At 31.7% G+C, this 26150-nt stretch carries 29 protein-coding genes, 1 tRNA gene and 1 pseudogene; 3 read left to right on the top strand and 28 right to left on the bottom strand.

Annotated features, from left to right (window positions below):
* The first annotated feature begins 141 nt into the window (after nt 1-141).
* Nucleotides 142-1614: a CCA tRNA nucleotidyltransferase gene (locus CRO04_RS22865; protein ID WP_097006564.1), complete on the top strand. Its 1473-nt coding sequence runs from the start codon at nt 142-144 to the stop codon at nt 1612-1614.
* A 58-nt stretch (nt 1615-1672) separates the two neighbouring features.
* Here CRO04_RS22865 and CRO04_RS22860 read toward each other — a convergent pair whose 3' ends face one another.
* From CRO04_RS22860 to CRO04_RS22815, 10 genes are all read right to left on the bottom strand, one after another.
* On the bottom strand, nt 1673-2122 hold the full coding sequence (locus CRO04_RS22860; protein WP_097006563.1) for a hypothetical protein: 450 nt from the start codon (nt 2120-2122) through the stop codon (nt 1673-1675).
* 403 nt (nt 2123-2525) lie between these two features.
* Complete coding sequence (locus CRO04_RS22855; protein ID WP_097006562.1) at nt 2526-2987, bottom strand: hypothetical protein; 462 nt, start codon at nt 2985-2987, stop codon at nt 2526-2528.
* Between the two features lie 15 nt (nt 2988-3002).
* Nucleotides 3003-3437: a hypothetical protein gene (locus CRO04_RS22850; protein ID WP_141401029.1), complete on the bottom strand. Its 435-nt coding sequence runs from the start codon at nt 3435-3437 to the stop codon at nt 3003-3005.
* Between the two features lie 428 nt (nt 3438-3865).
* Nucleotides 3866-4036 carry a hypothetical protein gene (locus CRO04_RS26440; RefSeq protein ID WP_166432661.1) on the bottom strand — a complete coding sequence of 57 codons (171 nt, stop codon included), beginning with the start codon at nt 4034-4036 and terminating at the stop codon, nt 3866-3868.
* Nucleotides 4037-4161: 125 nt separating this feature from the next.
* On the bottom strand, nt 4162-5274 hold the full coding sequence (locus tag CRO04_RS22845) for an AAA family ATPase (protein WP_097006560.1): 1113 nt from the start codon (nt 5272-5274) through the stop codon (nt 4162-4164).
* Nucleotides 5275-5448: 174 nt separating this feature from the next.
* On the bottom strand, nt 5449-5739 hold the full coding sequence (locus tag CRO04_RS22840; RefSeq protein ID WP_097006559.1) for a hypothetical protein: 291 nt from the start codon (nt 5737-5739) through the stop codon (nt 5449-5451).
* A gap of 65 nt (nt 5740-5804) precedes the next feature.
* On the bottom strand, nt 5805-6092 hold the full coding sequence (locus tag CRO04_RS22835; RefSeq protein ID WP_097006558.1) for a hypothetical protein: 288 nt from the start codon (nt 6090-6092) through the stop codon (nt 5805-5807).
* 593 nt (nt 6093-6685) lie between these two features.
* Nucleotides 6686-7732 carry a 5'-3' exonuclease H3TH domain-containing protein gene (locus tag CRO04_RS22825; protein WP_097006557.1) on the bottom strand — a complete coding sequence of 349 codons (1047 nt, stop codon included), beginning with the start codon at nt 7730-7732 and terminating at the stop codon, nt 6686-6688.
* Nucleotides 7733-7798: 66 nt separating this feature from the next.
* Entirely contained in the window at nt 7799-8551 is a 753-nt protein-coding gene (locus CRO04_RS22820; protein ID WP_097006556.1) for a DUF434 domain-containing protein, read from the bottom strand.
* Nucleotides 8552-8895: 344 nt separating this feature from the next.
* The gene (locus CRO04_RS22815) at nt 8896-9171 is read right to left on the bottom strand and encodes a hypothetical protein (RefSeq protein ID WP_097006555.1); all 276 of its coding nucleotides are present in this window, start codon (nt 9169-9171) and stop codon (nt 8896-8898) included.
* Nucleotides 9172-9527: 356 nt separating this feature from the next.
* Here CRO04_RS22815 and CRO04_RS22810 point away from each other — a divergent pair, with 356 nt between their 5' ends.
* The gene (locus tag CRO04_RS22810) at nt 9528-10361 is read left to right on the top strand and encodes a hypothetical protein (RefSeq protein WP_097006554.1); all 834 of its coding nucleotides are present in this window, start codon (nt 9528-9530) and stop codon (nt 10359-10361) included.
* A 26-nt stretch (nt 10362-10387) separates the two neighbouring features.
* Here CRO04_RS22810 and CRO04_RS22805 read toward each other — a convergent pair whose 3' ends face one another.
* From CRO04_RS22805 to CRO04_RS22750, 13 genes are all read right to left on the bottom strand, one after another.
* Entirely contained in the window at nt 10388-11950 is a 1563-nt protein-coding gene (locus CRO04_RS22805) for a hypothetical protein (protein WP_097006553.1), read from the bottom strand.
* Between the two features lie 30 nt (nt 11951-11980).
* Nucleotides 11981-12466: a hypothetical protein gene (locus CRO04_RS22800; RefSeq protein WP_097006552.1), complete on the bottom strand. Its 486-nt coding sequence runs from the start codon at nt 12464-12466 to the stop codon at nt 11981-11983.
* Nucleotides 12467-12692: 226 nt separating this feature from the next.
* A complete protein-coding gene (locus tag CRO04_RS22795) occupies nt 12693-12890 on the bottom strand; it encodes a hypothetical protein (protein WP_097006551.1) in 198 nt (65 codons plus the stop codon).
* Nucleotides 12891-12971: 81 nt separating this feature from the next.
* Nucleotides 12972-13086: transfer RNA gene (locus tag CRO04_RS26435), tRNA-Gln, on the bottom strand.
* Between the two features lie 470 nt (nt 13087-13556).
* Nucleotides 13557-13808 carry a hypothetical protein gene (locus tag CRO04_RS22790; protein ID WP_097006550.1) on the bottom strand — a complete coding sequence of 84 codons (252 nt, stop codon included), beginning with the start codon at nt 13806-13808 and terminating at the stop codon, nt 13557-13559.
* Between the two features lie 101 nt (nt 13809-13909).
* Entirely contained in the window at nt 13910-14845 is a 936-nt protein-coding gene (locus tag CRO04_RS22785) for a DUF5688 family protein (RefSeq protein WP_097006549.1), read from the bottom strand.
* A 284-nt stretch (nt 14846-15129) separates the two neighbouring features.
* Nucleotides 15130-15483, bottom strand: coding sequence for a hypothetical protein (locus tag CRO04_RS22780; RefSeq protein WP_097006548.1), 354 nt, complete (start codon nt 15481-15483; stop codon nt 15130-15132).
* Between the two features lie 51 nt (nt 15484-15534).
* Nucleotides 15535-16452, bottom strand: coding sequence for a zeta toxin family protein (locus CRO04_RS22775; protein WP_097006547.1), 918 nt, complete (start codon nt 16450-16452; stop codon nt 15535-15537).
* Nucleotides 16453-16539: 87 nt separating this feature from the next.
* On the bottom strand, nt 16540-16779 hold the full coding sequence (locus CRO04_RS22770) for a hypothetical protein (protein ID WP_097006546.1): 240 nt from the start codon (nt 16777-16779) through the stop codon (nt 16540-16542).
* Nucleotides 16780-16918: 139 nt separating this feature from the next.
* Nucleotides 16919-17407: a hypothetical protein gene (locus CRO04_RS22765; protein ID WP_097006545.1), complete on the bottom strand. Its 489-nt coding sequence runs from the start codon at nt 17405-17407 to the stop codon at nt 16919-16921.
* A gap of 146 nt (nt 17408-17553) precedes the next feature.
* On the bottom strand, nt 17554-18540 hold the full coding sequence (locus tag CRO04_RS22760; protein ID WP_141401028.1) for a hypothetical protein: 987 nt from the start codon (nt 18538-18540) through the stop codon (nt 17554-17556).
* A 23-nt stretch (nt 18541-18563) separates the two neighbouring features.
* On the bottom strand, nt 18564-18944 hold the full coding sequence (locus tag CRO04_RS22755) for a hypothetical protein (protein WP_097006543.1): 381 nt from the start codon (nt 18942-18944) through the stop codon (nt 18564-18566).
* An 86-nt stretch (nt 18945-19030) separates the two neighbouring features.
* Nucleotides 19031-20728, bottom strand: coding sequence for a ribonuclease J (locus CRO04_RS22750; protein ID WP_097006542.1), 1698 nt, complete (start codon nt 20726-20728; stop codon nt 19031-19033).
* A 141-nt stretch (nt 20729-20869) separates the two neighbouring features.
* Between CRO04_RS22750 and CRO04_RS22745 the strand changes: the two genes are divergently transcribed.
* Nucleotides 20870-21292 (top strand): hypothetical protein, encoded by a 423-nt coding sequence (locus CRO04_RS22745; protein WP_097006541.1) that lies wholly within the window; start codon nt 20870-20872, stop codon nt 21290-21292.
* 186 nt (nt 21293-21478) lie between these two features.
* On the opposite strand, the gene CRO04_RS22740 is transcribed toward CRO04_RS22745, so the two are convergent.
* From CRO04_RS22740 to CRO04_RS22725, 5 genes and pseudogenes are all read right to left on the bottom strand, one after another.
* Nucleotides 21479-22522, bottom strand: coding sequence for a topoisomerase DNA-binding C4 zinc finger domain-containing protein (locus tag CRO04_RS22740; RefSeq protein ID WP_097006540.1), 1044 nt, complete (start codon nt 22520-22522; stop codon nt 21479-21481).
* A gap of 303 nt (nt 22523-22825) precedes the next feature.
* Nucleotides 22826-24499 (bottom strand): annotated as a pseudogene (gene dnaK, locus CRO04_RS22735) (molecular chaperone DnaK); the annotation flags it as partial.
* A 123-nt stretch (nt 24500-24622) separates the two neighbouring features.
* Complete coding sequence (locus tag CRO04_RS26430) at nt 24623-24772, bottom strand: hypothetical protein (RefSeq protein WP_166432660.1); 150 nt, start codon at nt 24770-24772, stop codon at nt 24623-24625.
* Nucleotides 24773-24992: 220 nt separating this feature from the next.
* Nucleotides 24993-25244, bottom strand: a complete 252-nt coding sequence (locus tag CRO04_RS22730) for a hypothetical protein (protein WP_097006538.1) — start codon at nt 25242-25244, stop codon at nt 24993-24995.
* Between the two features lie 265 nt (nt 25245-25509).
* On the bottom strand, nt 25510-25698 hold the full coding sequence (locus tag CRO04_RS22725; RefSeq protein WP_097006537.1) for a hypothetical protein: 189 nt from the start codon (nt 25696-25698) through the stop codon (nt 25510-25512).
* Nucleotides 25699-26150: the final 452 nt, after the last annotated feature.

The following is a 26150-nucleotide window of genomic DNA, read 5'->3' as shown; positions in this document are numbered from 1 at the left end:
TTTTTTTTTTTTGCAAGCAGAAGACGGCATACGAGATTTCTGCCTGTCTCGTGGGCTCGGAGATGTGTATAAGAGACAGATTTATATCTTTTCAAAATCTCACACATTAATATAAGAAAATGAAAATTAGGAGGATAAGAAATGAATAGAGACAAGATTATAGCAAACTCGGTTCACCAAGGTTCAAACTCTGATGGTACCATACTTGTAAACTCAATTACAGAGTCTGACCCGCAACATCGGTCATTGAGTTCAGATTCCGATGAAATCGGAGTTGCAGAAAAAATTGCAAAGGAAGTCTCAATGCATGGTGGAACCGTATATTATGTTGGTGGTTATGTAAGAGACCAATGGTTGGGAGTTGATAATAAAGACATTGATATTGAGGTGTTTGGAATTAAGCCTGAAGCATTGATTATTATTTGTAAAAAGTATGGAATAGTTGATGAAGTCGGAGCGTCATTTGGAGTTTTAAAAATCCATGGATATGATTTGGACATCTCAATGCCCAGAAGCGAGCAAAAAACTGGTAAAGGCCATAAAGAATTTGTAGTTTCTGTCAATCCATTTTTATCAATCAAAGACGCAGCCAGACGGAGAGATTTCACGATAAATTCAATCATGAAAAATGTTCTTACCGGAGAGTATTCAGATCCGTATCATGGCCTACATGATTTAAATCATTATCTTTTGCACCATATAGATGACAATACATTTATCGAAGATCCATTAAGAGTTTATCGTGCAGCGCAGTTTGCGGCAAGATTTCATCTTAAAATTAATGAAAAGACCTTACTTTTATGTAAGTCCATTAATACTTCTAGCTTGTCCGCAGAACGTGTATTTGAAGAAACAAATAAAGCCTTATTGAAATCTAATCATCCAAGCATATACTTTAATACCTTAAGAGAAATGGAACAGTTGGATAGTTTCTTTCCTATTCTAAAAAATATGATTAGTGTGAAACAAAACCCGACTTGGCATCCTGAGGGTGATGTTTGGAACCATACGATGGAGGTTATTGATAAAGCTACAAATTATCGGAAGGGCTCTTCATATCCGCTCGGTTTTATGTATGCTGCTCTTTTTCATGATATTGGAAAATTCTTTACTACGACCAGTGATCTTGAAGGGAATATACATGCTTACAATCATGAAATAGTTGGCGCTGATCATTTAACCGTAGCTCTAAGTAAACTTACTAACCATAAAAGATTAGAGACATATGTAAAGAACATGGTGCAACAGCATATGAAACCGCATACTCTGTATAAACATACCTCAATAAAATCTACAAACCGATTTTTTGATAATTGTATTTCTCCAAAAGATTCCATTATGTTATCTGTAGCTGACACAATAAATGAGAAGGAGCTATTCCGTTTTGAATCAGGTTGGTGGGATGAACGGCTGAGAATTTATGAGGAAATAAAAGCAAGACCAGAGGTAACCGGACAGGATTTAATTGATTTAGGGTATAAACCAGGGCCGGTTTTCAAAGATATCCTAGCTACATGCCATAATATACACTTAGCTGGCATTTGTAAAGATGATGTCTTGCGGCAGATTCCAAGTATCTTAAAAGGAGTACAGTCAAGAAAAAAGAGGGTGTAAGTCCCTCTTTTTTATATTTTTAATGTCATTTCGAATCACTTCAAAATATCATATACTTCTATTCCTCAGATTCATATTTTACAGGAACACTTCCCGCTCCGCCAGAATATACCCATTCAATATTTAACTCTTCATAACTATATTCACCATCAATTACATAATCCCATTTTAGCTCTGGGAATAACTTCTTCGCTGCTCTCATTACCAATGTATATTTATCTTCCCAGTAGCATTCCTCCATAAAACTAATACATTTATGTATCGTATCTCTATCACCTGTAATAGTATTAAAATTAGTTGAATATAGTTCTTCTTTTATAGCCCAACGAACTTTTTCTCCGTTTAAATCATTTATCTCCATCTTATCATTACTTGGATTAATTACATTTAATAGCTCATCGCAAAGATTATATGCTCCTAATTTATATGCGGATGCTACAGGATCAGTTGTATTTATACCTGATAACAGCTCTTTTTTCTTAATTTCTAATAGTCTTTTAATATCCATTAAATTACCTCCGTGTCTTCTCAATATATAATACAACAGCGAGGTAAATTAATCAATGCCGCTCTTGAACTATCATATTTTTCTCCAAAATCTTGATAATCTGCTACTATATCGTTTATTTCAAATTCCTCTAACTGGCAAAACCAGTAAAGAATTTAAACTAATTTAAATTAGATAAAAAAACGGAATTTCTGCTGTTTCAGACAGTAGACAAATGGGTATTAGGATACAAAAAAGATGAATTTGCTTTTGGCAGGTCAAGCATTTGCCGTCCCAAAGAACTGCTCTATTGTTTCTTTCCGGTGCCCATACAGCTCCTTCATGCCATGTGTATCCGTATGTATTCACATAGTTCCATGTATGTCCCAGATATCCAGAAACTGTGGTTATTCATAAATAACGTTTATTTTTCCTTGTGTCTTTTCATTAACTCCTTAAATTTTTCTTTTGTATCGAATTCTTTTCCAAGGTCTTCTTCTAGCATTACAGTATTCACTTGTATTTCACTCACAATATTTTTTTGTAATTCCCACAATTCAGAGTGTAGCTCAGAAATATTATTATTACATTCGTTTATTCCATCTATTGTATCAGATACTTTGGATCCTATTATACGTTCTATTCTCTGAATTCTCTCTGATAATGATTCTAATTCTATTAGAATGTCTTCTTTTGTATTGATTATGAATTCCAATCGATTTCCATATGTGTCGTTCATTCTTTTTAAATTGCTTTGTATTCTCTTATTACATTTTTCATAATATTTTACTAGCTGTTTTTTCTTATTTTCTAAATTGTTAAAATCAGCCTGCTTATCATCAATGATTTTATATATGTTTTGTATCAAAGCTTCTTTTTTATTCATACTATTCTCAGAAACTTACGCATTACACCACTCCTCATAATTGGTACCTAATAAATTAGTTTCAAAAAATCCGCCATGGATATTCAATTCAATTTCATTTTCAGTAATATATATGTTAATTTTTTCTTGAATAGAAGCTTTTAATTTAGAATATTCCAGGTTATATGAATTCTCAACTTTTTGAAGCTTAGTTTCAAATTCAAATCCTATTTCTTCAATATAATGTTTTTCTTTGGTTGTATCATTATTATTTATTTGCGCCTGTGATTCCATCATAAAATCAAGAGGTACAGTATGTACGACCGCTTTTTTCTTTTCATTTCTACTGACATGCTCGTTTGTTCTTCCAGAACATACTTGAAATGAAAGTATCGCTAAATTAATATTGCCATATGAATTTAAAGACGTCATACACGATTTAGTAAATATTTTATCTAATCTTTTCAGCATGATATATTCATTTTTTCTTTCATATAATTTATTAGATATGTTGTTTGACATATATGAAAGATATAATCCAACTATAAATAAAAAGGCTGCATATATAGTAGCTATAACAAAGGTATCAGCTTTATCTTCTAGTTTATGGTAATACAGAAAACACCCTATGGTTATGCCAATGGTTATTATTGACGTTACTATTCTATACTATTTTTCTGATAAGCTAAATATTCTAAATTTCATTTTCACCTCAATAAATATTAATTTTTTTCAGAATACCATAAGCAAGGATAAAAATATAGTATTAATTATTTATACACATATTTATATTCTTTTTTTAATAATTGGCTTTGTCTACAGTCCGAAACAGCATTTCTGCTGTTTATATATACTGTATTTAAATTCTTGTTATATTGTAATTATGCCTATAAATAATCTTAAGAGTTTGCCTGCAACCATATTTCCAAAGCTAACTTCTCCGAAATTTCAGTTTCTTTAAAAAAATCAATTATAGCATTTGGCTTCTCTTCAATGACTTGCTTTATCAAAATTCTTGCATTTTCATTTTCAAATAACATTTGATTCAGATTTTCAACTGACAATATCATATGAAATCTCCTCTTTGAACATTTATTTTTACTATTTTATCAAACATACGTTCTGACGTCAATAAAAAAAGCAGCTTCGCTGCTTTTAATAACTATTGAGGATGTTCTTTCTAAATTTTTGTTTTTTAAACCATAAAATGAAGATCCTTCTCCTTGCATCGCTCGATAGACAGATAGTCCGGAATAAGCTTTTTTGCCTTTTCAACAATTTCATTATCATAGTCTTCATCATATGTTAACTTAAGATTATGAGGATAAACGATTGTTGCTCCCTTACTTGTATCAAACACGCAATTAGAGGAATTGAAAGAAACTGATACAATTTCTCTATCACTGGAATCAGACAACTCAATATATTCGTCTTCATCCTTGTTGAATAGGTCTATATATTGATTGAGAGCTTTCATCGTTACAATACTATCTTTAAAGTGAAGAGCAACATTATATCGAATAGCATTCGTGTTGACGATATTCAAATCCAATATTGCTGTTTCAAATTTTTCTCCATTGTTTAACTCAAAAGAAATCGCTCTTAAGCAATCATAATTCAGGTTGATTTTCTTCGAGAATAAAACTACTTTACTAATTTCAGAATAGTATTTCTCTTCAAGTTTGTCTTTGAGATATTCTTCAACCTCGCTGGGTGACGGATAGTTAAATCTGAAATGATAGTGAAATCGACCTGGTCTGTTGATTAAATAATCATTTAAACTACGGATTTCGTTACAGGTAATAACAAATAACTTCTTACCTGTTGAAATTCCATCGAACAGACTTAACAAACCAGCCTGTGGATCCGCTTCATTATCTGACGTCCTAATGTTCCCAAAGGTTTTATCAAATTCATCAAAGAGAACTATTACTTCCTGATCAATCTGTTCGATAAAAGAGGCAATTCCAGGGATAAACCGGTCTACCAATATTAGTGGCAGACCCTTCTTCATTGCTTCAACCGACAGAAGCTTAGCAAATAAAGATTTTCCTATTCCTTTATTCCCGCTTAATATAACTCCCAAATTTCTGTTGACTTGTTTGAATGCCTTTAATACCTTTTCCACCTTTTTAAGATGAACTCCGTAGATCTTTCCTTCCTTTATTTCTATATTAGAATTCTTTTCCAAATAAAATCCCGTCATTTTGTCAAATCTCACAAAATAAGTACCTACCGGTAATTGATTATATGTTTCTAGAGTATCATCGTAGATTTTAAATATATTTCCTGTACTAATAGTTTTCATTCATAATTCTCCTTTTTTTCTTATTCGTAATTATTATGTACTGAAACTTATATGAATAAAAAAACAGGAATCGAATTTCCTGTTTTTATCATACACATGTGCTCTCCAGGTGATAATCTGTCAATCATTTGGATAGCCATCTTTATAGCTGATTTATTTTTACACTTCTATATACTACATATCAGTTTGTAAAGCATATAATTTATTGAACAACTCCATCTCACAAGGAAATTTTTCTCCATTGTCAAATGTTATAATATATGCATTATCTGGGATCCACCACTTTCTGTTATCTCTTATTATATAGGGTTTTTTTACAGCTCTGGGATGATCTTCTGATTTTAACTGTTCAGCAGTCATATTACATATGAAACGTCCACCAATATCAAAGAAATCAATTCCATCTTCCATCCCAAATTCATACTTTTTCGCCTCTACAATTTTCTCTATTATTTCAAATTTCATAATTTACTCCTTTTTAACTTTTAAGAGATTGCACTCAACTTATGTGTTATATAATGTTTGCTTTATTAAGCTAATCGAATTTCATATTCAGAATCCTCTGTCCGAAAACTTATAAGCTCTCCTAATCTGTTAATTTTATTAACCGCCGATGTCCGCAAAACTCCCATTTCATCATTTTGAAGATAAAGCCTATTATCCATATAGTACGCATTGACTTCTTCGCCAATAAACTTACTAATTTTCTGCGGACCATTCACAAGTACAGCCCTGCAGCGATCTCCTGTCATGATATTTTTTTCAAACTTCTTCTTATTGCTAATTCCCTCTACAAAACTTTTGAACATGTCCAACATAATTAATTCCTCCACTTATTTTAAGATAAAAATAGTATGATATTAAAAATGTTATATTAAAACAAAATTTATATTTTTTATTATTACTCATTTAAACAAAAAATGAGGCTTAGCCTCTTTATAACGAATTTATGTACCCTGCAAGATCTTTTAAATTGATAAAACATTTAGTACCATTAGATGATATTAAGTTTTCCACGGCCCTTAAACTCTTTAACATTTGTGCATCTTTTTCAGAACCATTATCAACATATAAATTACAAAATAAGGTTTTTTCTGGTCTTTTATTACTATCATCAGTTACTTCAGCAATTGAGTAAACTCCTTTTATATCATTTGTAATTGTATATAGTACAATATCCGCAATTTCCCTTTCGTGTACTTCTCTTAAACGATCTGATTCAGATCTCTAACAATTGGATTATAAAAATCACAAACCAACTTCGGAATTAAATCATTCCGCCAATCATACCCTGAACACGTTCCACCTAAAAAAACTTTCATAAAATTTTCTCCTTTTCTATCTTTATCATAAATAATATGCAATTTTTCATTTTGTATAGAACAAAAAAACATAAACTCTATAGATCATTTCAATATTTTCCAATTGTTTTAATGTCATATCTTAAGCAAATCTCTTTTAATTTCTCTTGATCATATTCTGCTTTCATATTTTCTAAAGAAAAAGGAATCGGAATATCAGTTTTTATTGTAGCTAGTACTTTTGATAGCATAGCTGCTTTTTTCCCAACTAACTCAATTTCAGATTCGTTTAGTAAAGCTTTCATCGGTGATCTTTTAATCCCTAACGACTCCTTCCAATACTTTTGGATTTCATTTAATTCAGCTTTACTGTGTCCTTCGATTGCCTCATACAACTTTTCCACTGTTTTGTATTCATTTAATAAAGGAATTGCTGCTTTTGAAACTCCTTTTACTCCAGGGATGTTATCCGACATATCGCCAACGATGGCTTTTAAGTCTGGAATCTGTTTCGGCAAGACACCTTCCAGTTCCTTTACGTACTCTTCAGTGTATTCAAATACTCGATATGGAATGTTCATCGCCTTTATATCAACACCATCTCTTTCATAAATATTATGTTTGAGTTCTTTATATTTGTCTTCTGATAATGGCATCCAAACATTGATATTCTTTTCTACTAGCTGAAGATAGTCATGGTCTTTGGTCATCAATTTAACAGATACCTTATCGCAGTATTTTTTCGCAATGCTTCCTGCCCAGACATCTGCTTCATATGTATTATCATATACTACAGTAAAGTCAAGCTCAGATAAAATGTTCTCAATTGTATGGAACTGTTCAATTAGTGGAGATGGTGCTGCTGCCCTCTGTCCTTTGTAATCTTTATACATTTCTCTACGGAAAGTATCTCTTGTTTGGTCAAAACACACGCAAAGATAATTCGGTTTTTGATTTTTTAATAGCCGGATTATTATACCAAGCATGCCGTATACAGCATTCGTATATTCTCCATTTTTCGAGTGAAGTATTTTGTAATAGTATTTTTCTCTTTCCTCATCTGTTTTAGCAGTTTTGATTTCAATGGGAAGGTTCGCGTAATAACAGGTAACAAGCATTGATGAACCGTCTATAATTAATAACTCTTTCATGTATATCTCCTTTCATTCAATTGATTGTTCCTTCCTAGTATGGGCTTAAGTTTATAGAAACAAAAAAGAGCCCTACTTAGCTCTTTCATTGTAAAAATCTATAACCCAAGTTTTGTTTGACTTTTCATAATCTTCCAATATCATATTATATAAGGGAATCCAAGAAATAGATTCATCAATGACAACAGAATCTCCTGAAATTACATTATGCTTTCCATACAAGGCTTTATCGACCGCATTCAGTAGTTCTACATTGATATCTACATTGTATTCTTCTGCGACGTTTAAAATCAATGCCTTAAGCCTTCCAGAATTAGAAACTGGTTTATCAAGGTAAATATTTGCTCTCCGAATTTCCAAATTGTCTAATTTACAGAGAATCAAACGGATTGCTTTTTCCGTTTTATCAATGATTCTATAGTTACCTTTTAAACCGGCTAAATCTCTTAATGTTCCGTCCATACACCGAATAAGTAAAGAAGCAGACAGCATAGTCTCCATTGGTATAATTGCATTAAATCCATCAATGTATACTTCCGAACCAGCTAAGTGGTCTTTGTTACTTATTTTTCTCTTACGATTCTCAATATCCTCGTCTTTGGCTATAGCACGTGCAAGTACCAGACGCTGGCGTTCCTGCAGCATATAGTGATTTGATACAAATAGAGACGCTTGCTTAATCTTATAACCACGATTTAACAAATATGGCACATCCTCCTTAGTCTGATAGAGTTTTTCAAGCTTTTCTCCCAAGAAAAAAATAGTATCTTCATTATTGTATCCGCGTCTTACAGTTTTGTATACTTGTGAATCCAAATCATTCATATTTATTTTCCTCCATTTTTTATTGTATCATAATTATGATCTTGCAAACGAAGCTTATTGCTTTTTATGTCGTCTTTATCATTCCTGTTATCCCAATATTTATTATAATGGAGGGAATTAAATTCAAGGGATATATTTTGCTAATGGCCATGAGCCTATGATAAATCCGTCTACTATAAAGCAAGCTGCACTGAAGCTTCGGATGAACGGCTTCTCAAAGACAAATCGGAGTCCATTGATATGAGAACTCCAGTTTTTCATCTTTATTCTAAAAATCGTTGACTATTCTTGTTATAAAAAAGACACAATCCGTGTAAAAGATTGTGTCTTCTTTTATCAAACCTTTAGTTAGAATCAGTAGTAGCGGCAACCTCTACCTGTTTGTCATTTACATTACTGTAACGTTCCAGGGCATATTTTACCTCGTCCGCATTAAGCCCGCTCTGCTCTATAAGATTAAGTATAGATTCATTTTCACAAAACCGCAGCTCTTTCTCTAATATTTCTTTTCTCTCTTCTAATTCTTCTTTTGCTTTTTCTATTTTCTGGAGATTTTCTAAAACCTCATTCAGTTCCTCTCTCAGTCTAACTGATTTCGCTTTTCTTACTCCTCTTGGCATTTTACTCACTCCTTTGATTTATGTTTTCTATTTACATTTTAATTATATTCCATAATTTTTACTTTTATACAAAATGAAATTTTTTTTAATCAAATTCCTTTCTATTAATTGTATCAATCAAGTTTACAGCATATGTTATATCCAATGTTTCTTTCATCAAGAAAAAGGCCGGCCCTTAAAACTCTATATATAGCATTCCATATTTTCCTCGTCATAACATGAGGAAGGAGTTTCACTTTTTGTTACGTCCAATTCATTTTCGCATCTTAAATTTTATTACAGTGTGCATATATTACCATAAAACAAATAAAATCAATCATATTATTCTAAAATACTTTAATAAAGAAGGAGTTATTATGAACTATCTAAAAAAGAAACAAATTGATGGAGGAGCTACTATTCTCTTATCTGCTGATTACAAAAAAATGAAAAATCAAGTCCTTGATGAGATTAAATCGTTTGAAGAGAGCACTATCCCATGTTGTGTGATTAATTACAATGAGCTATGCGATAATGATAATGGGCAGATCGAACGGACTTCCGACTTAAATCCATTTATTAATATCAATATAAAAGACTCTTTCACGGAAGATTATATTGCATATATTCCTGATCTTATTTCATGTTTAATAACGATTGAATATGATAGATCATTAAGTGCCCATGAAAAAGAAGTCATTCAAGCTATTTGTTCTCAATTGGATTTAAGTAAAGAAGATCTACCTTTATTTGATATATTCAAGCGGATACAGGAACAGCTTGAGTTTCCTGACCAATTACAAAGAGTATATAATAAAATTGATTCAACCGTAGAGACCATCAAAAATAAGAAGGATTTTTATTGTGAGGTTTCGGATCCAGCCATCCTATTTTATAATTTTGTATATCTAATCCTATCAATAAAAAATGTTTATGCTGGGAATCGTGTATGGATATATACAGACTTATTAGACCATGTTTCAAAACATAGAGACGTTATGGCCTTAATTCACAAACTGTTATCTATTGTAGATACAGATATGTTTACTATTAATTATATGATTTCGAGAGAAGATCCTGTAATTGGGCTTGTTAATCTTAATATCCGATTTGTTAGGCGCCTTGATGCTCCAGAAGCTTTCAACCAATATATGAAGCAATTAAAAGTGCATCACCTTCGCTGGAAATATGTCAAAACCATTGCTATTTAAAAAGGAGGCAGACATCTGCCTCCTTTTTATTCATGGAAAAAACGTTCATAGATTTCAATCACCTTTTTATATTTCTTATAGATCTCAGGATCCGACTTTATGATTTCTGCATTGCTGACGCTAATCTCATTTTTATAAGGGTCGAAGTAAATTATTAGTTTTCCTATTTCAAATAGTTTAAAAATACTATCATCATCACAAATTATTTTACCTTCTTTTAATCCGATTTTATTTATTTCGTGTATAAACAAATAGAGTTTATACTCAGGTTTATCTAACATTTTTATTATTTCTTCCTTTAATGCATCTATAAATAATCCTGTAAGTTTCAACTTTTTCAAGTTGTTTACTTCTATTTTTTTTCTACCTGATGTCATGACATATGGCTTTGATACACTTAAATCAATCATATTTATTTCTATCTTTGTTATAGTACCATTTTCATTGATATCAATTTTCTTTATTTCTTCAACTACATATGGTTTTCTTATTAATGCAGTAAAGCCAATTATATGATTATGTAACTTAATTGCTCGATTAATTTTACTAATGATTTCCGCTAATGGGTTTTCTAAACGAGCAATTCTTATTTCACGAATTGCTTCATTTGGTTCTTTTAATATAACCGGCCCAGGAATTTTCCCAGTATATATATTCATTATTTCAATTGCCCTTGGTGTTATAACTCCAGTGTTTTTACAGACGTTCATAATTCCTTCTTTATATTTCTTTAAAATCATGTCACGCCTTTCCTTATATTCAGTGTATGGAATCACTTCGAGAGGAGTATCACGATAGGCATATTGCGAACCATCAATTAATACCAAACGCCTCATCGGACCATTAACGAATTCACCTACTAGACGACTTTCCGTTACATCTGCCAAAACATCAAATGGACTAATACCGAACGCTTCATAAGTTTCTTTTTTCCAAGGTTTGATATAAGCATCCTCTACAGATTTCCAATTAGTTTTATCATCACGTAAGCCACTTATAAATTCTGTAGCACTGGTTCTAAGACCTGGGTGGGTAGTCTTTAAAATCTTATAAATTATTTTGGGATTTAACTTACTTAGTTTATACTCTTGTTCTCCATTAAGAATTATTTCTGGGTTAAGCTTCTCCATATGCACAGACTCAGAGCCTAAATTGAGATGATAGGCCCTTTCCACATCATTTAAAACAAACTTTATATCATACTCTTTTCCATTTTTATTCCCAAAATTTATAATAGCATCCTCAAAAAATCTCATACAACCATCAAGCGCAGTTCTAATTTTATTAACAGATTCCCTCTGTTTGTCTACATCATACTGTAATTCGGTATTTTCAATCAGTGCATCAAGCGCATCATACTTAAACGGATCAATTGCTCCATTCGATAGTATCAAATGTTCATTCAAAAACAAATACGTTCGAAAGCCTTCTGAAAGCTTATACCTTTTTCTATTTTCTGGGTCAAATTTAATTGATACACTTTTTTGATTATCATCTTCATTAAATGACACCTTACATTCAGGAAATGCTTTCTTTACATAATGAATTGTGTTTTGCAGCGAAAAACTGCCAAAATATTTTTTACTCATAAATCCTCCTTATATATTATTGCATAAATTTTAAAATCCGAATTCTTCAGATTTTCCACTTAAAGCTAGCGTACTTTTATTTGAAACAAACTTTATTCTACTCATAAATTCTTTTATTTCTTCCAGAGTTAAGTAAAACTTAATAGAAACCACAGTATCTGAATTATTAACTAAAATAAATGCTTTATATTGTCCTTCTTCCTTAATCAAACAGTATTTATTTTTATTTATATCCTCATCTTCAATAATGTTTTCTTTCGATAAGGATTGAATAAACTTACTATAATTTTCTTTAGAAGTAAAATTTCCTTCACATATAAGAACACTTTCCTTCTTTATCAAAAATGGAATTTCTTCTATTTGTTCATACTCTGATGGAATAGATATTGTTATAATATCTCTAGACTCTATTTCATATGAACTAGAGACATAATCTCTATCTTCTGTTAAGTCAGCACAAGCAACCAATAATAAAGATAAGAACAAGATGTAAAAACTTATTATTATTTTTTCCATAGTCATTCCTTTCTAATTTATTATGTTAGTTTACACTACGTATTCTTTAAATAAGGCCAATGTATATTATTTATAAGATATTAAAAAAGAGCCAATGGCTCTAATTTATTTTTTAATTCCTTCTGTAATTGATTTTGTCATGGAATTCATAATCTTAATGAAAGACTCCGCGATAATTTTTTTGACTTGTTTTTCAGAAGTTGATTTTTTCTTCTGATTATATATGTTATAATATTTTATCATCATCTTCTCCTTTATTATTTCCACTTAAATAATACTCAACCGAATATTTCTCTCTCAACACAATCCTTTCTGTTGACTCAGGTGGTAATCCGAATAATTTACATATTGTTGCAAATTCTTCTTTATTCCAATCTTCTGGTTCTATTATTAATGGTTCTTTTTCTTCTTTTGATTTCCACATATAATATTCCTCGCTTTTCTTATAACAATTATGATTAATTTAAACAAATAAAAAAGAAGCACTAGGTGACTTCTCTTTGAACACCGCTAGTTGGATTTGAACCAACGAATTTCGGAATCAAAGTCCGATACCTTATAACACGACAAATTCTGTTTTACAGAAGTTTGAACTAACTGAAGTTAGTTACGGTAGCGGTATATGGAGGTACCGTGCAAATACAACTACGTTGAGATCTAAATCCAGTACAACTTTTTGAATCTAATGTAATCAGATTACAAAGCAGCGCTCTGCACGGCTAATTATGGCAATTTAGTGAAGGTACATGTGGCTGATAAGGCTTAAACTCATGACAACCGTATTAAATGTCAGGTGTAAACTCGATTTTTCGAAGCTTAAACTTAAGTAAAACTAATTTACTTTGCCAACTGACTTTTATAATTATTTGTTATACTCAGCTGGAACATTTATAACTCCATCCTTCTTTTAGCAATAATAGTATGATGGTTTTATAATAAAAATAACTGATGATTTTTTCTATTAAATTCTTTCACGCTTACTCCAACCTTATATTGAACTACCACTACTTATAGAAGTCAGAGTATTCTTGTATTCTTAGATAAAAAAAGAGACTTTCGTCTCTTTTCTATATGTATAAAATTTTCAGTTTTACTTATCCTTCCGATAGAATCTCCATTCCTCTGCACCAGCACCCGTTAATACAATAGCTAACATAGATTTTAGAGACGTGATCAATTCACTTACCTCTTCCGGTTCTAGCCCAGTGTCCTCATATCTGGATAACTTTTCGACGCAAGCTGTTGCTTCAAATTTTCCACGGCACCAGTCACCAGTTAATTTATCGGCAGACGTACCCTCTGCTCCATGTGGATATTCCTCACTCGTCGTCAACCTGTTCATTGATTTATTCCTCCTGGTCAAATCTTAATATGACGATATCATTATTTTTTAATCTCTTTATTTCTCATACCTTTACTATTCTCCATATCTCACAAAAATTCCTAATTGGGAATATCTGTTGCGAGTAAAAGTTTCCTCAAATTCTTATCATAGTGATATACATTATTGGATAATCTCTCACTTAAAGCTACCTGTTCCATATTAATGTCTGTAACCATCTGTGCGAGCTCATTTGGATTTCCCATAGAAGTCGATACGGCTATCGCCTCATGAATGCTTGATGGCAGAATATATAGATCCGACTCTAACTGCTCTGCAAGCATATGAAGCTTATCTTCATATAATATGGATATGGCACCATTGATACCGCAATCATTAGAAATAACCCACATAGTTTGTTCTGGTGGCATCTCACTAATCATCATATCTGCAATTTCAGCAGGCATAATATCTTTCATAAACATAGTACGTAGAATATCATTCATTGATTTTACCGTTGGCGGGAAAATCCTTCTTGTATTCGCTTCAGCAAGTTTGAACATTTGCTTTTCTGACAAACTAAGTCTTTCAGCAAGTGAATTATGAATAACTATACTATGAATACCCTCCGCATCAGTCTTTACTACCCAGCGATAGATAATTGATAAATCCAAAAAGGATCTGTTTGGTGTATCCTGTAACATATCTTTATTCTGTTCTGTATTCACAAGTTGAAATACGATGCTATCCTTTGCGGTATTGAAATCAATAACAGGAACAACTTCTAGAGATTCTTTCATAGCGTGTTCCATTTTGGAAGCTGCTGTCCGTAACACCTCAAGAAGATCATTTGTCTTCTGATAATGGACAAACATGTCATCAATATAAATTGTCGGTGTTACTGTGAAATCATCTTCTCCAACAAGGCTCATTCCATCTAAAGTCACATTGACCTTTTTTATCGGACATATCATCAACTTCATCTCTTTATACTGATTAGGCATATAATCCATAAATTTCTCTGTTACTACTTCTTTAAAAACATCATAATTCATCATTGCACTAATCCTCCTAATTTTTAAAAATACACTTACGGCTACAATAGCATACTAAATCTTCCTTGCTCATACTTAACAATTCTCATTTATTAAGCATTTACTTTTTCATCGCTTAATCTCTTCATTATTTCTGCAAATGAAGTTTTGGTTTCCTTTGTCTTGGTATGACATTTTCTACATTCGGTATACCTTGACTGACGGTCCTTTTCGAAATGTGTTACTGGTACAGCAAAATTACTACCACACGAACTACAATACATATGTATTTTCCTCCTTTTTTTAACTTACAGATTGAACCGGTCTAATAATGGCTCAATTTTATCCTTTAAAGTCGGATAATGCTTATTTAGTGTCTCTCTGGCATTTAATGGCTTATCGGGTTTTGTAAACCTGGCACATTCCCAATCAATAATCATCTGGATATAATCTGCCTCCGTCTTTGCCTTCAATTCATGATGCCGGCTGTATCTTCTGTGAATCGTGTGCACTGTCTTAGGATCCAGAAAAAGCTTAAGAAAGATTTTATCTAAATCGTGCAAATAGCCTCTTAATGTATTATGACCAAGCAGTTGTTTCTCCGTCCTTAAAAAAGCAATACGATGTTCCCATGTATACTTAATTGATTCATAATTTTTCATATTCTCTCCTTTTCTTTTTAATAATTTTAGTATGGTATGAAACATTTATTATTAACGAGAGATATCCGGAGAAATATCCTTCTTTCTCTTTTTGCTGCAGCCTAATTTAATCTCTTGGTTTGTAGATCCGTGTTCACCGGTTTCAAACCTCACCAAAGGTGAACTTGTAAACTCAGTTTCACTGAGTTCGGACTCAAAAGAAGTCGAGTTTACCTCTAATATTTGTTTATCAATGTTAACTTTGTTAATATCATCATTTTCTTCCAATCGGTATTTTCCATTTAAGCATAATTCCATAATTTCTTTTATATCTCTACTTGGCATTGAATTTTTATCGTAAATAATGCATTGATTTCTATTCATAATAGTAACTTCATCGAATACTTCATTGTCTGATAAGTTTTTTATAGTTTCAGGCAATGAACATACTATATTATCATGATGATTTTTATCAACATATCTTGGGATCAAATTCATTTCTTCTTGTGATTTTCCTCTTTTTAGAGTATTTTTCCATGAAGTCTCTTTATCTGTGGCAATAATGAGTAAATCCACCTCATAGCCTTTATTTTTCAATAAAGTGGAGGTTTTCAAAGGAATATTTATATCCCTCAATGTTCCTTCTATAATGAGATTATATTTCTCTTTTGATAAATCATTAATTAATCTTTCCACCACTTGACTAACAAATGATTGTGTGTATTTAGGATAATTTACTCCATATATTTTTTTGATCTCTTTCAAATTCGGATGATAGTTTCTTATGATATCTCCATCAATCACAATCATATTTGGATAATCTTTCATTGCAGCTTCTGTTAATGTAGTTTTCCCTGCACCAGGTTGACCACCGATTAATATTGCTAATGGCTGAATATTCTTATTTACTGGCTTCATATTTCCTTTTAAAATTTTATTTACTTTATTGTATGTCTTTATATATTCTAATTTTGAGTAAAGTTTTTCCATAAGTGTTATCCCTCCTGCGCTATTATTGGAAATTTGAAGATATAACCATATAATGTTTTTTGGATAACACAAATAAAAAAAGAGGCTTCAGCCTCTTTTTTCTAATTCTTCTACACTCTTATGAAATTCACTATATTTTTTTTGAGCTTTTTCAAACGCTTCATCACTATTATAATCTTCTGTTAGCAATGATGTGGCAAAATCCCAAATTTCTTTTGCTAATTTCATTCCATTTTTATTAGACGAATTTGACGCCCTTGCACTCAATAGGGAGAGATTTTCACGCATCAGCTCAATTCGGAAGATATAACGTTCATATTTGTCCATTCGTTCCTCCTTTTTTCATTAGTGTATCATACTTATTTATAATTCTCAATCTTCCGAATTATCATAACTGGTCTGTTTTACAGAAATATTAGATTATTATCTAAATATTGTTATAATTTTAAGCAAAAATATTCTGCATTCATATAAACTTCTCCATATCTTTATTTTTTTCTTTTATTTTAATTACTAATGAAAATTCATCCAACCTAGTCACCATTAGCATACCTGTTACAAATGACGTATCCATGATTTTTACAGTTTTTTGTAATCCTCTATTTTTTAAGTACTCATTAATACTCTTTTCAATTTTTATTACTCTTTCTTTTTTCGATTTTCTTGCAGTACAGAAATCAAAAAAAATAAAAAGTAAGAAAATTATAGAAGTTAAAATAGATGGTGCTGCTTCAAAGAATCCAAACGAGATCCACTCACTGTAACAAAGAGTAAACATAAATAACTCTAACCATATAGAAATAGAAACAAAAGCAAAGATAAAGTTTCGTTTTCTCACAGCATTTTGCTTATCAATAATTTCGTTTACTTTAAATGCAAGAATTCCACCAAGCTCAACATTTTCTTTTGTAATATTATTCTTATTTTCATCTAGTAATATCATCTTTACTCTCACGTTTTACCTCCAACCTTATTTTTGACCATTTTGTTTTATCATTTTTTACACGGTAGTTATTCTTCTCTCAGTTAATCTTTAACTATTTTAATTATGAGTTTTTTTCATGGAAGGCAATAATAAAAAAAGAGAGGAAATCCTCTCTTTTAATTTGCATCAATGAACTTTCCATCTTTGAACTTATATTCCGATTTATTTCCTTCTTCGTCAATACCATCAAAAGATTCACCATTGTATCTCATTGTAATTGTGCGTTTGTTTTCCATATCCACGAATTCTGTAGGAATAATAAATTCTGAAATAACAGATGTCATGTAAGGATACTCATTTTCTGGCTTTTTAATCCATAAATCCCATACAATCTGGAACATATTTCCATATACTGCACTGTTTCTAAGTGCTCTTTCTGTAACACGTGATTCTCTCACATATCCTGAAACTGTACCCACTCCAGAAACCTGTGACCCAGAAGTATATCCCTCAATTAATGTATCTGAGTACCCGCCAACAGCGAACACTCCTCTATACTGCATATCATCAGAAATCGGAAATCCAGGATACATGGATGTATGAGTTCTATCGTCCATTGTGTCAATTGGGACACCGTCAAAGGCCGCATAAAGAGATTTAATGACTGAATCAATATGTACGTTGTCTATATAGACTTCTGTACCTGCAGGCAAACCAATTGTATACGCATCAAGATTTAAATACTTCACGTCTGTAGTCTTCCAGTTTTCAACTGGATAATCTCCGGTTCCAAAAACAGTCTTTAGCTTAAAATTCTCTCCTGGTACATCTAATTGCATTGTTAGTGTATTTCTATCAAATTTTCCAAATTTTCCTTCTACACCACCGGCTTCATTTTTGCTGTTGTTTCCTTCTGCCATTACACTTTTATCGGAAATGTCTGACGTCTCTACTTCAACACAGCCCGTCAAAGAAACGCTTAGCATTCCTATCATTAACAATATTCCAAAAATTTTCTTCATAAATATTATTCTCCTTTTTCTTTCCCTTATTTTTTCAAGCCAATTTCTATTCCATTCATTAAATGAAACATGATCATATCCAAATTCAATTCTCTGGTGAGCGAAAAGCTCCGGACAACCACATCTTTTACATCGTTTCATACCCTTTAAGTATCATAATGATCCTATTCCGGAATATAATTTTTCCAATATTTAATTCCTGATCTTTTAATATCTCTTTTTGATATTAATCTTGAATTTGCAACAAACCAATTTTTATGAAAGTTTTTCAAATCTGATATTTTTACATCTCGATAATCATATTTTGTACAATAATACCAAGTTTTTTCTGTCGTATCTCCTATCCTTTTTTTACATCGATAATATCTATGTCTATTAACCATATGATATTTATCAAAAGGATACCAAAGAGCTTTTAATATCCATAATGGAAGTCCACAAGAAATTATTTGAAAAGTCTCATTATAACCATCAATTAAAAGTAATATTGTAACAACTGCCTGCCAACATAATATTCCTATTAAAATTCCATAAATTAAATTCATTTTTCATTCTCCTCTCATTCTTAACTTTAAATAATATGTCCATGAAATATTCAAAACAAAAAAGGTGAGACACAAGGCCTCACTTTTCATATTTCTGTAATTGTCGTAAAAACAATTGTCTCTAATCTTGTCCTTGTATGAATAAAGGCACCAATATAAGCGTTCAATTTATTCCTCAGAATTTTATGTTCTGATTCCAACTTTATCGGGTTCTTCCTCATAAATTTATCTACCTCTGTTCTCAATTCTGCAAATAACTTATTCGAGACATCAGATCTGGATAATCCAAAAGATGCAATTGACGGGTTTGGTAACCATGATTTTGTACTGGAATCAACGGTAATACTGATGATAACAATTCCGCCATTTGATAATTTTTTTCTGTCTTTTAATGCTCTTCCACCAATATCTCTGGCACCTAATAAATCAATCATAATTTCACCATGTGGAGCCGGACCTGATATCTTAGACAGTTTCGGAGTCAAAGTCAATATATCGCCGTCACTAAGCATAATCGTCTTATTATCCTTAAGCCTAAGACTATCAATTGTTTCTTTCGCAGCATATCGCTGCCTATAATCACCATGTACTGGAATTGCATATTTGGGTTGTAATAAGGAATAGATTAATTTAATTTCCTCCTGGCAAGCATGACCTGATACATGTGTATCCTGAAAAATCACTCTTGCATGTCTTTCTGAGAGCCGGCTAATCACATTTGCTACCGCCCTTTCATTTCCAGGAATTGGCGTTGCACTAAGAACAATTACGTCGTTCGAGGTGATATCAATATATTTATGGATTCCTGTACTCATTCTGGACAGAGAAGCCATTGATTCTCCCTGGGATCCAGTAGCCACAATAACTACCTTTTCATCAGGATACTTGTATGCCTCTTCAATATCAATTAAAGTCTCTTCAGGAATCTTTATGTATCCTATCTTAGAAGCAATCGAAATTGTATTTTTCATACTACGGCCATCAATTACAACCCTTCTTTTATAATTAGCTGCTGTATTAATGATCTGTTGCACCCGATCAACATTAGAAGAATAGGTTCCTATAATTAATCGATTTGAATCATGTTTCGCAAAGATTGTGTCAAATGTTTCGCCAACGGTTCTTTCTGACATTGTTGTTCCCGATTTAGTTGCATTTGTAGAATCAGACAAAACAGCTAGAACTCCTTCTCTACCGAGTTCGGCCATTCTGCTTAAATTGATTTGATCACCATAAACAGGAGTATAGTCAATTTTGAAATCACCCGTATGGAAAATCTTACCGGCCGGAGTTGTAATAGCAAGTGCCGCCGCATCCTGTATCGAATGGTTTGTTTTTATGAACTCAACCTTAAAGCCGCCAAGGATAATACTTTTTCCAAATTCTATAATCTTTGTCTTTGCAGATGGAAGTCCTTCTCTCATTAATCGGTCCTTAATTAGTTCAATTGTTAGCCTTGTTCCGTAGATTGTTGCTGGTATATCATTGATGATATATGGGATTGCTCCGATGTGATCCTCGTGACCATGCGTAATTACAAAGCCTTTGATTTTTGTTATATTATTTTTTAAATATGTCACATCAGGGATAATCCTATCAATTCCGGGCATATCATCTGTTGGGAATGCCATACCACAATCAATTACAATAATATCCTTCCCAGTTTCTATGGCAGTCATATTCATCCCAATTTGAGATAGTCCGCCAAGCGGGATAATTTTGACGGACGACTCTGTTTTCTTTCTTACAAATTTTCGTCTATCTGTTTTAATTTCTTTTTCCATTTTAATTTCTCCATTATGTATTATTTATCTATAGTATGTCTTATTTGGTCGAGAACAAATTATACTTATTTATTTTATAATTAAAATTTGTCAACATAATAACTATGAATGTTGGTAATATAAAATAGATAAGGAGAGAATATGTTAATATCTGTTACAGAAGGAAAAAAGGATTTTACTATAAGTTTTGATATTGAAAGTATTGTTATTTCATTAAATTCTCAAAAAAAAGATTATGAAAAAGAATGTTATCTTCCTTATGGTACTTTTTATGAAGATGAAAAGTGCTACACCAAAAAGGAATACGACGAAAATATTGATAAAATGATCGAATATGTAACACATATCACTTCCGAAGATCTAGAAAGCATTATTAAAGGGTGGACACGAAAGAAAAATGGCACTTTTAATAGGCGAAGAACTAAAGAATTGTTTGACTGTGAGAATTGCCGTTATATCTGTGAGTGGCACTATACATGGATCTATGACCAGATTAAAGTTATACCTATTAGTGACACACAATTAAATATTATATTATATGAAAAAGTTGATACACCGGCATAAGCATATAAAACCAAAAAGAAAAAACAGGCTACTACCAATAGTCTGTTTTTTATATTTACTTAATTAAGTTCTTGTTTATAAAAAAGGTTGGCATATGTAAACCCGATTTCTTTAAGTTCGAGTTCAACTTAGTTGGAGTAGTCAGCCTTTATATATTAATGAGAATCTCTCAAATTATTTTCGAATTTATTTAATCTCTATATATTCTTCTGTATATCTACATTTATTAATCTTAAATCCCACACATCCATAAAACTTCCCATATATTCCGCTTCTTACTTCTATCTTGTTTCCACACTTTGGACAAGTACGAATTTTTTTCCCTTCTTTAGGTACTTTATCTTTTTTAAAATTATTCGGATCTTTTATATATTTAAAATATTCCTCTTGTGTCATTGTTTTTAAAAGTGCATGTTCCTTTGCGCATTTATTAAACGCATAAATAGAGAATATGTTATGTTCTAAGCTATATTCTACAGCTAATACAGGTATCGGAGTTTTACATCCATCTCCAAGATCAGCAATTGCTTTATTATTTAAAACCTTGGATTTTTCATCAGACAGAGCTAAATTTTCTTGAGAAATGTTATTATAGATAAAATCGTTATGTCCATCATTCTTAGATTTACCAAAATTGTTATTTTCTTTGTATTCAACAAAGAGATACGGATTATTCTCTTCATCACATACAATACTATCTACATCCGCAGCAGGTACATCATATGCATAACTTCGATGTCGCTTGGATATTACTTGTTTATCTATATCAAAAGTTACATTTAATTCAAACCATTCCGAGTACTCTTGATGCGCTTTTTCTCTATACTTCGAAGATGTGTTTTCTCTAATTTCATATAAAAAATCAATAAACCTTAACTCATTGACTTTCATTGGATCTTTACCATATTTTTTAATTGCTACGTCATTTTTAGGATAAATAATAAATCTTGTAATATGACATTTATTTTCAACAAACTCATAGTCATAAAGGATTATAAAATAATATTCTTTATTTTTTCTAGCATTACAGTACTTTATTATTCGTTCATCAGGCTCAATACCAGCGCCTACTTTCTTATATTCAATCATTGCTATTGATTTTCCGTGGTTGTACTCGGTTACTAGAAAAGAGTTTGTTTGAGGTAGTCCGTTTTCTTCGAGTAGTATATCAAGCTTTTTGTCTCTCCAGCCAGTCCTCTCTTCTCGAACATTTTTGAACTTTGTTTCCAATTTTTATTCTCCTACATTCAATAAAATTGTTACAATCATAGAATGGGAGAAAATAAACAAGAATAAAGGTAATTAACAGGTAAAAGGTAATGCTTGTTTTCATATGAATTATTATATCATTGAAATCCTGGTACTTAGGGTCAGAGACAGATATTAGTAAACCAACAGATAATGTTTTCTTATGGGATTAATAAAAAAACTCCAGGTTTTCTGGAGTTTTTCTAATTAATGGTTCCCTTTTTTATATATATTTTCCATCTCATTCATTAGTTCACGATTGAGGCTTCTAAATATTTCCTGATCTTCTGCCTTAATTGCACAATTAGTTTCCTCTAAAAAATCATTGGCCTTTTCTATGATAATATTGATGTTTTTAAATGCTTGAGAAGGAAAACGTTCTTTTAAACCATCCAGGGTATATTTTACATTATTTATAGTATCCTGTAACTTTAACATCTCTTCTACTGCTTTTTCTTTTTCTCCATCTACTTTTTCATAATAAGTCGATGCAAAAATCTGACTATCAATTTCATCTTGAGACATGGTACTTGGCACTATTGTTGCACTGGTCATATTTCCGGTTATTAGTTCTTTTGCAGAAACACTTAAAATTCCATTCGCATCAATTGCAAATATAACTTCTACTTTCGCCTTACCGGCACGCATAGGAGGTATATTATCTAAAGTTACACAGCCGAGCTCTTTATTATCTCTTGCAAATTTTCTTTCTCCCTGGAAAACCCAGACATCGATACTAGTTTGTCCATCAGAGACTGTTGTTACCATATGACTTTTTCTGGTTGGGATAGATGTGTTCCTTTCAATAATTCTGGTTGCAATACCGCCATTGGTTCCAATAGATAAAGATAACGGTGTTACATCTAGTAGCAAAAGCTCAAATCCAGCTGAATTTCCGGAAAGCTTATCTCCCTGAATTGCAGCTCCAAGTGCTACGCATTCATCTGGGTTTAACTCTTTATTTGGATTTTTTTTTGTTAGCTCTTTAACTTTATCTTGTGCAGAAATCATTCTGGTGGATCCTCCAACCAATAATACCTTATTAAGACTGGATACATTTATACTTGCATCTGATAATGCATTCTTTACCGACGTGGATGTTTTATTAATCAGTTCTTCTGTCAGGCTAAAGAATTTTGCTCTGGTCAAATCCATATCTAGATTTTTAGGGCCAGAATTATCTGCTGCAATAAACGGCAAGTTAATATTTGTTACCTTAGCTGTAGATAACTCCTTTTTAGCAGTTTCAGCAGCTTCTTTGATTCTTTGCAATGCCACAATATCTTCTGATAAATCAATTCTGTCAGATTTCTTAAACTCAGAGACAATCCAGTTTACAATTTCCTGGTCAAAATCATTTCCTCCAAGATATGTATCACCACAGGTTGCTAATACCTCCATAATTTCATCTTCAATTTTAATAATAGAAACGTCAAAGGTACCACCTCCTAAGTCATATACCATGATTGTCTGTTCTTTACTATTTTCCAAGCCATATGCAACTGCCGCTGCCGTTGGTTCGTTAATAACACGTTTTACATTTAAGCCGGCAAGCTGCCCTGCCTCTTTCGTTGCCTGTCTCTGTGCATCATTAAAATAAGCAGGAACAGTAATGACTGCTTCTGAAACTTTTTCACCCAAGTAACTTTCAGCATCATTTTTTAATTTTTTCAATATGAACGCTGAAATGGTTTGAGGAGTATATGTCTTCCCATCTATATTAATCGTATAATTTGTTCCCATTTTTCTTTTTATGGAAGATACCGTTCTGTCTGAATTTGAAACAGCCTGCCTCTTTGCCGCTTCTCCAACCAGTATCTCTCCATTTTTTGAAAAAGAGACAATGGAAGGTGTTGTCCTTTGTCCCTCGGCATTTGTAATAACAACTGGTCTCCCGCCTTCAACCACCGCTACACAGCTATTTGTAGTTCCCAAATCTATTCCGATAACTTTTCCCATAATTATATTAACTTATCCTTTCAAATACGAATATTCATTTTTATGACACTATTTATATATATTATGGGTTTAAATATTTGTTCTGTCAACTTAATAATCAAAAAAAAGATGCAATACGCATCTTTATTGTATCAATTTGAAATCATTTTTTTTGTTTTTTGTTTCTTCTTCAATATGTAATTCAATACCGACAAATCGAAGCTGTCCTTCGCATTTGTAATTTTTAAGTATTTGTTCAGTATTGTTCTTTTCATAGTTTTGTTTTTTTATCATATTTTATCTCCTGAACCCATAAAATTACCAGTAAGTCAACCAGCTACAAAACAAAAGTCACTTAGGCAAAAGACTCCTAAATATTTATCATATTATACTCCACCCAATTTATTAAATTTATCCTTTATAATATGTAAGTTTTCTACGTAATTAAATTAAATAATAGCCAAAGTGCAAACTCGTTTTAAAGAGGCCTAAATCCGGTAAAACCGGATTTACTTCAAGCACTCTGACTATTATTTTCAATGACTTTCTTCTGGATCATTTCTTTCAAATCGCTCATATTCAACCCTTGTTCTTTCAACAATACTGCAATTTCTTTATATTCTTCCTGTGCTACCTGTTCTTTAAGCGTTTTCTCTTTTTTCTTTAACGTAATAATACAATTCTCATACTGTCTAATAGCATCTTGCACATCCTGTAATTCAAACTGTAATTTTTCTAATATGTTTTTTCTTTGTCCTCTTGGCATTTTCTACCTCCGGTGATATTTAATTACAATCAACAGTAGTATTAACTATTTTCTGAAAACTATACTATATGAAAGAGAAGAAACTTATGAGTTAAACCATATATTGCAATTCTGGAGGTGATAACGTATCATTACGCATACAAGAAGAAATGCTTAAGCTTTCTGAAGATGAGAATTTCATATTGAAAGGATCCATTTTAACAGTCAATTAGTATGATTCAAATAAAAAAACGAAGAACTTACACTCTTCGTTTGTTCCCATCATTTAGTCAAATGGCAATTCATTTTCCTTTTCAATTCTTTTTCTTGTTTTTATAGGAACTTTAATATTATGAGTTTTTAATAAATCAACCAAGATATCTATTTCTGCTTTTAACTCTTTATTTTCTTTTTCTATTTCATTATATAAGAATTCGTTGTAGGTCTCTAATATCTGTTTTTTCTTTTTATACATTAATGCCTCCTTGCAAAACTGGTTTCACCGGAGTTTGAATTTGATGAATTAAGTACTCCTGATAAATCAGTCGTTAGAACCGAATATACTTATATTTTTTAACATAAATACAAAAATAATTTACTGCAGTGATTTATACACCACCTTGACGATTTGCAACTTAATTATAATATATCTGTGTTTATTATACCACATTATCTTTGATTAAAGAAATATGGAGTTTATTTTTATCCTTCATGTCAGAGGACATACACCACTTAGTTAAACGTATATTATTTCACCATGCATGTGGTGGAGTCAGTTGGTACTAGGAGGTACTCATATGATAAATAAATCATTTTCCTTATCTATATCTATTATAATAGATTTCTTGGTTTTGTAAGTTGGTAAAGATGTGTTTTTGTATTGGACTACCGGCGCAGGTTAAGTTATAAAATTTGATCCACAAAAAA

This window comes from Lacrimispora amygdalina (assembly GCF_900205965.1).
In the GTDB taxonomy this organism is placed as follows: domain Bacteria; phylum Bacillota; class Clostridia; order Lachnospirales; family Lachnospiraceae; genus Lacrimispora; species Lacrimispora amygdalina_A.
The sequence above is the reverse complement of the archived record's forward strand: the minus strand, read 5'-3'. Positions and strand labels throughout refer to the sequence as shown.

Bases quoted from the DNA above. Each gene is read 5' to 3' on its own strand.
- CRO04_RS22745 (WP_097006541.1), top strand. From the start codon at position 20,870: ATGTTAATATCTGTTACAGAAGGAAAAAAGGATTTTACTATAAGTTTT.
- CRO04_RS22730 (WP_097006538.1), bottom strand. From the start codon at position 25,244: ATGCCAAGAGGACAAAGAAAAAACATATTAGAAAAATTACAGTTTGAA.
- CRO04_RS22755 (WP_097006543.1), bottom strand. From the start codon at position 18,944: ATGAATTTAATTTATGGAATTTTAATAGGAATATTATGTTGGCAGGCA.
- CRO04_RS22865 (WP_097006564.1), top strand. From the start codon at position 142: ATGAATAGAGACAAGATTATAGCAAACTCGGTTCACCAAGGTTCAAAC.
- CRO04_RS22760 (WP_141401028.1), bottom strand. From the start codon at position 18,540: ATGAAACGATGTAAAAGATGTGGTTGTCCGGAGCTTTTCGCTCACCAG.
- CRO04_RS22750 (WP_097006542.1), bottom strand. From the start codon at position 20,728: ATGGAAAAAGAAATTAAAACAGATAGACGAAAATTTGTAAGAAAGAAA.
- CRO04_RS22840 (WP_097006559.1), bottom strand. From the start codon at position 5,739: ATGAAATTTGAAATAATAGAGAAAATTGTAGAGGCGAAAAAGTATGAA.
- CRO04_RS26440 (WP_166432661.1), bottom strand. From the start codon at position 4,036: ATGATATTGTCAGTTGAAAATCTGAATCAAATGTTATTTGAAAATGAA.
- CRO04_RS22855 (WP_097006562.1), bottom strand. From the start codon at position 2,987: ATGAATAAAAAAGAAGCTTTGATACAAAACATATATAAAATCATTGAT.
- CRO04_RS26430 (WP_166432660.1), bottom strand. From the start codon at position 24,772: ATGATAAAAAAACAAAACTATGAAAAGAACAATACTGAACAAATACTT.
- CRO04_RS22770 (WP_097006546.1), bottom strand. From the start codon at position 16,779: ATGGACAAATATGAACGTTATATCTTCCGAATTGAGCTGATGCGTGAA.
- CRO04_RS22790 (WP_097006550.1), bottom strand. From the start codon at position 13,808: ATGAACAGGTTGACGACGAGTGAGGAATATCCACATGGAGCAGAGGGT.
- CRO04_RS22850 (WP_141401029.1), bottom strand. From the start codon at position 3,437: ATGCTGAAAAGATTAGATAAAATATTTACTAAATCGTGTATGACGTCT.
- CRO04_RS22785 (WP_097006549.1), bottom strand. From the start codon at position 14,845: ATGATGAATTATGATGTTTTTAAAGAAGTAGTAACAGAGAAATTTATG.
- CRO04_RS22725 (WP_097006537.1), bottom strand. From the start codon at position 25,698: ATGTATAAAAAGAAAAAACAGATATTAGAGACCTACAACGAATTCTTA.
- CRO04_RS22775 (WP_097006547.1), bottom strand. From the start codon at position 16,452: ATGGAAAAACTTTACTCAAAATTAGAATATATAAAGACATACAATAAA.
- CRO04_RS22810 (WP_097006554.1), top strand. From the start codon at position 9,528: ATGAACTATCTAAAAAAGAAACAAATTGATGGAGGAGCTACTATTCTC.
- CRO04_RS22805 (WP_097006553.1), bottom strand. From the start codon at position 11,950: ATGAGTAAAAAATATTTTGGCAGTTTTTCGCTGCAAAACACAATTCAT.
- CRO04_RS22795 (WP_097006551.1), bottom strand. From the start codon at position 12,890: ATGTGGAAATCAAAAGAAGAAAAAGAACCATTAATAATAGAACCAGAA.
- CRO04_RS22835 (WP_097006558.1), bottom strand. From the start codon at position 6,092: ATGTTGGACATGTTCAAAAGTTTTGTAGAGGGAATTAGCAATAAGAAG.
- CRO04_RS22815 (WP_097006555.1), bottom strand. From the start codon at position 9,171: ATGCCAAGAGGAGTAAGAAAAGCGAAATCAGTTAGACTGAGAGAGGAA.
- CRO04_RS22780 (WP_097006548.1), bottom strand. From the start codon at position 15,483: ATGAAAAATTATGAATCAATTAAGTATACATGGGAACATCGTATTGCT.
- CRO04_RS22800 (WP_097006552.1), bottom strand. From the start codon at position 12,466: ATGGAAAAAATAATAATAAGTTTTTACATCTTGTTCTTATCTTTATTA.
- CRO04_RS22860 (WP_097006563.1), bottom strand. From the start codon at position 2,122: ATGGATATTAAAAGACTATTAGAAATTAAGAAAAAAGAGCTGTTATCA.
- CRO04_RS22820 (WP_097006556.1), bottom strand. From the start codon at position 8,551: ATGAATGATTTGGATTCACAAGTATACAAAACTGTAAGACGCGGATAC.
- CRO04_RS22845 (WP_097006560.1), bottom strand. From the start codon at position 5,274: ATGAAAACTATTAGTACAGGAAATATATTTAAAATCTACGATGATACT.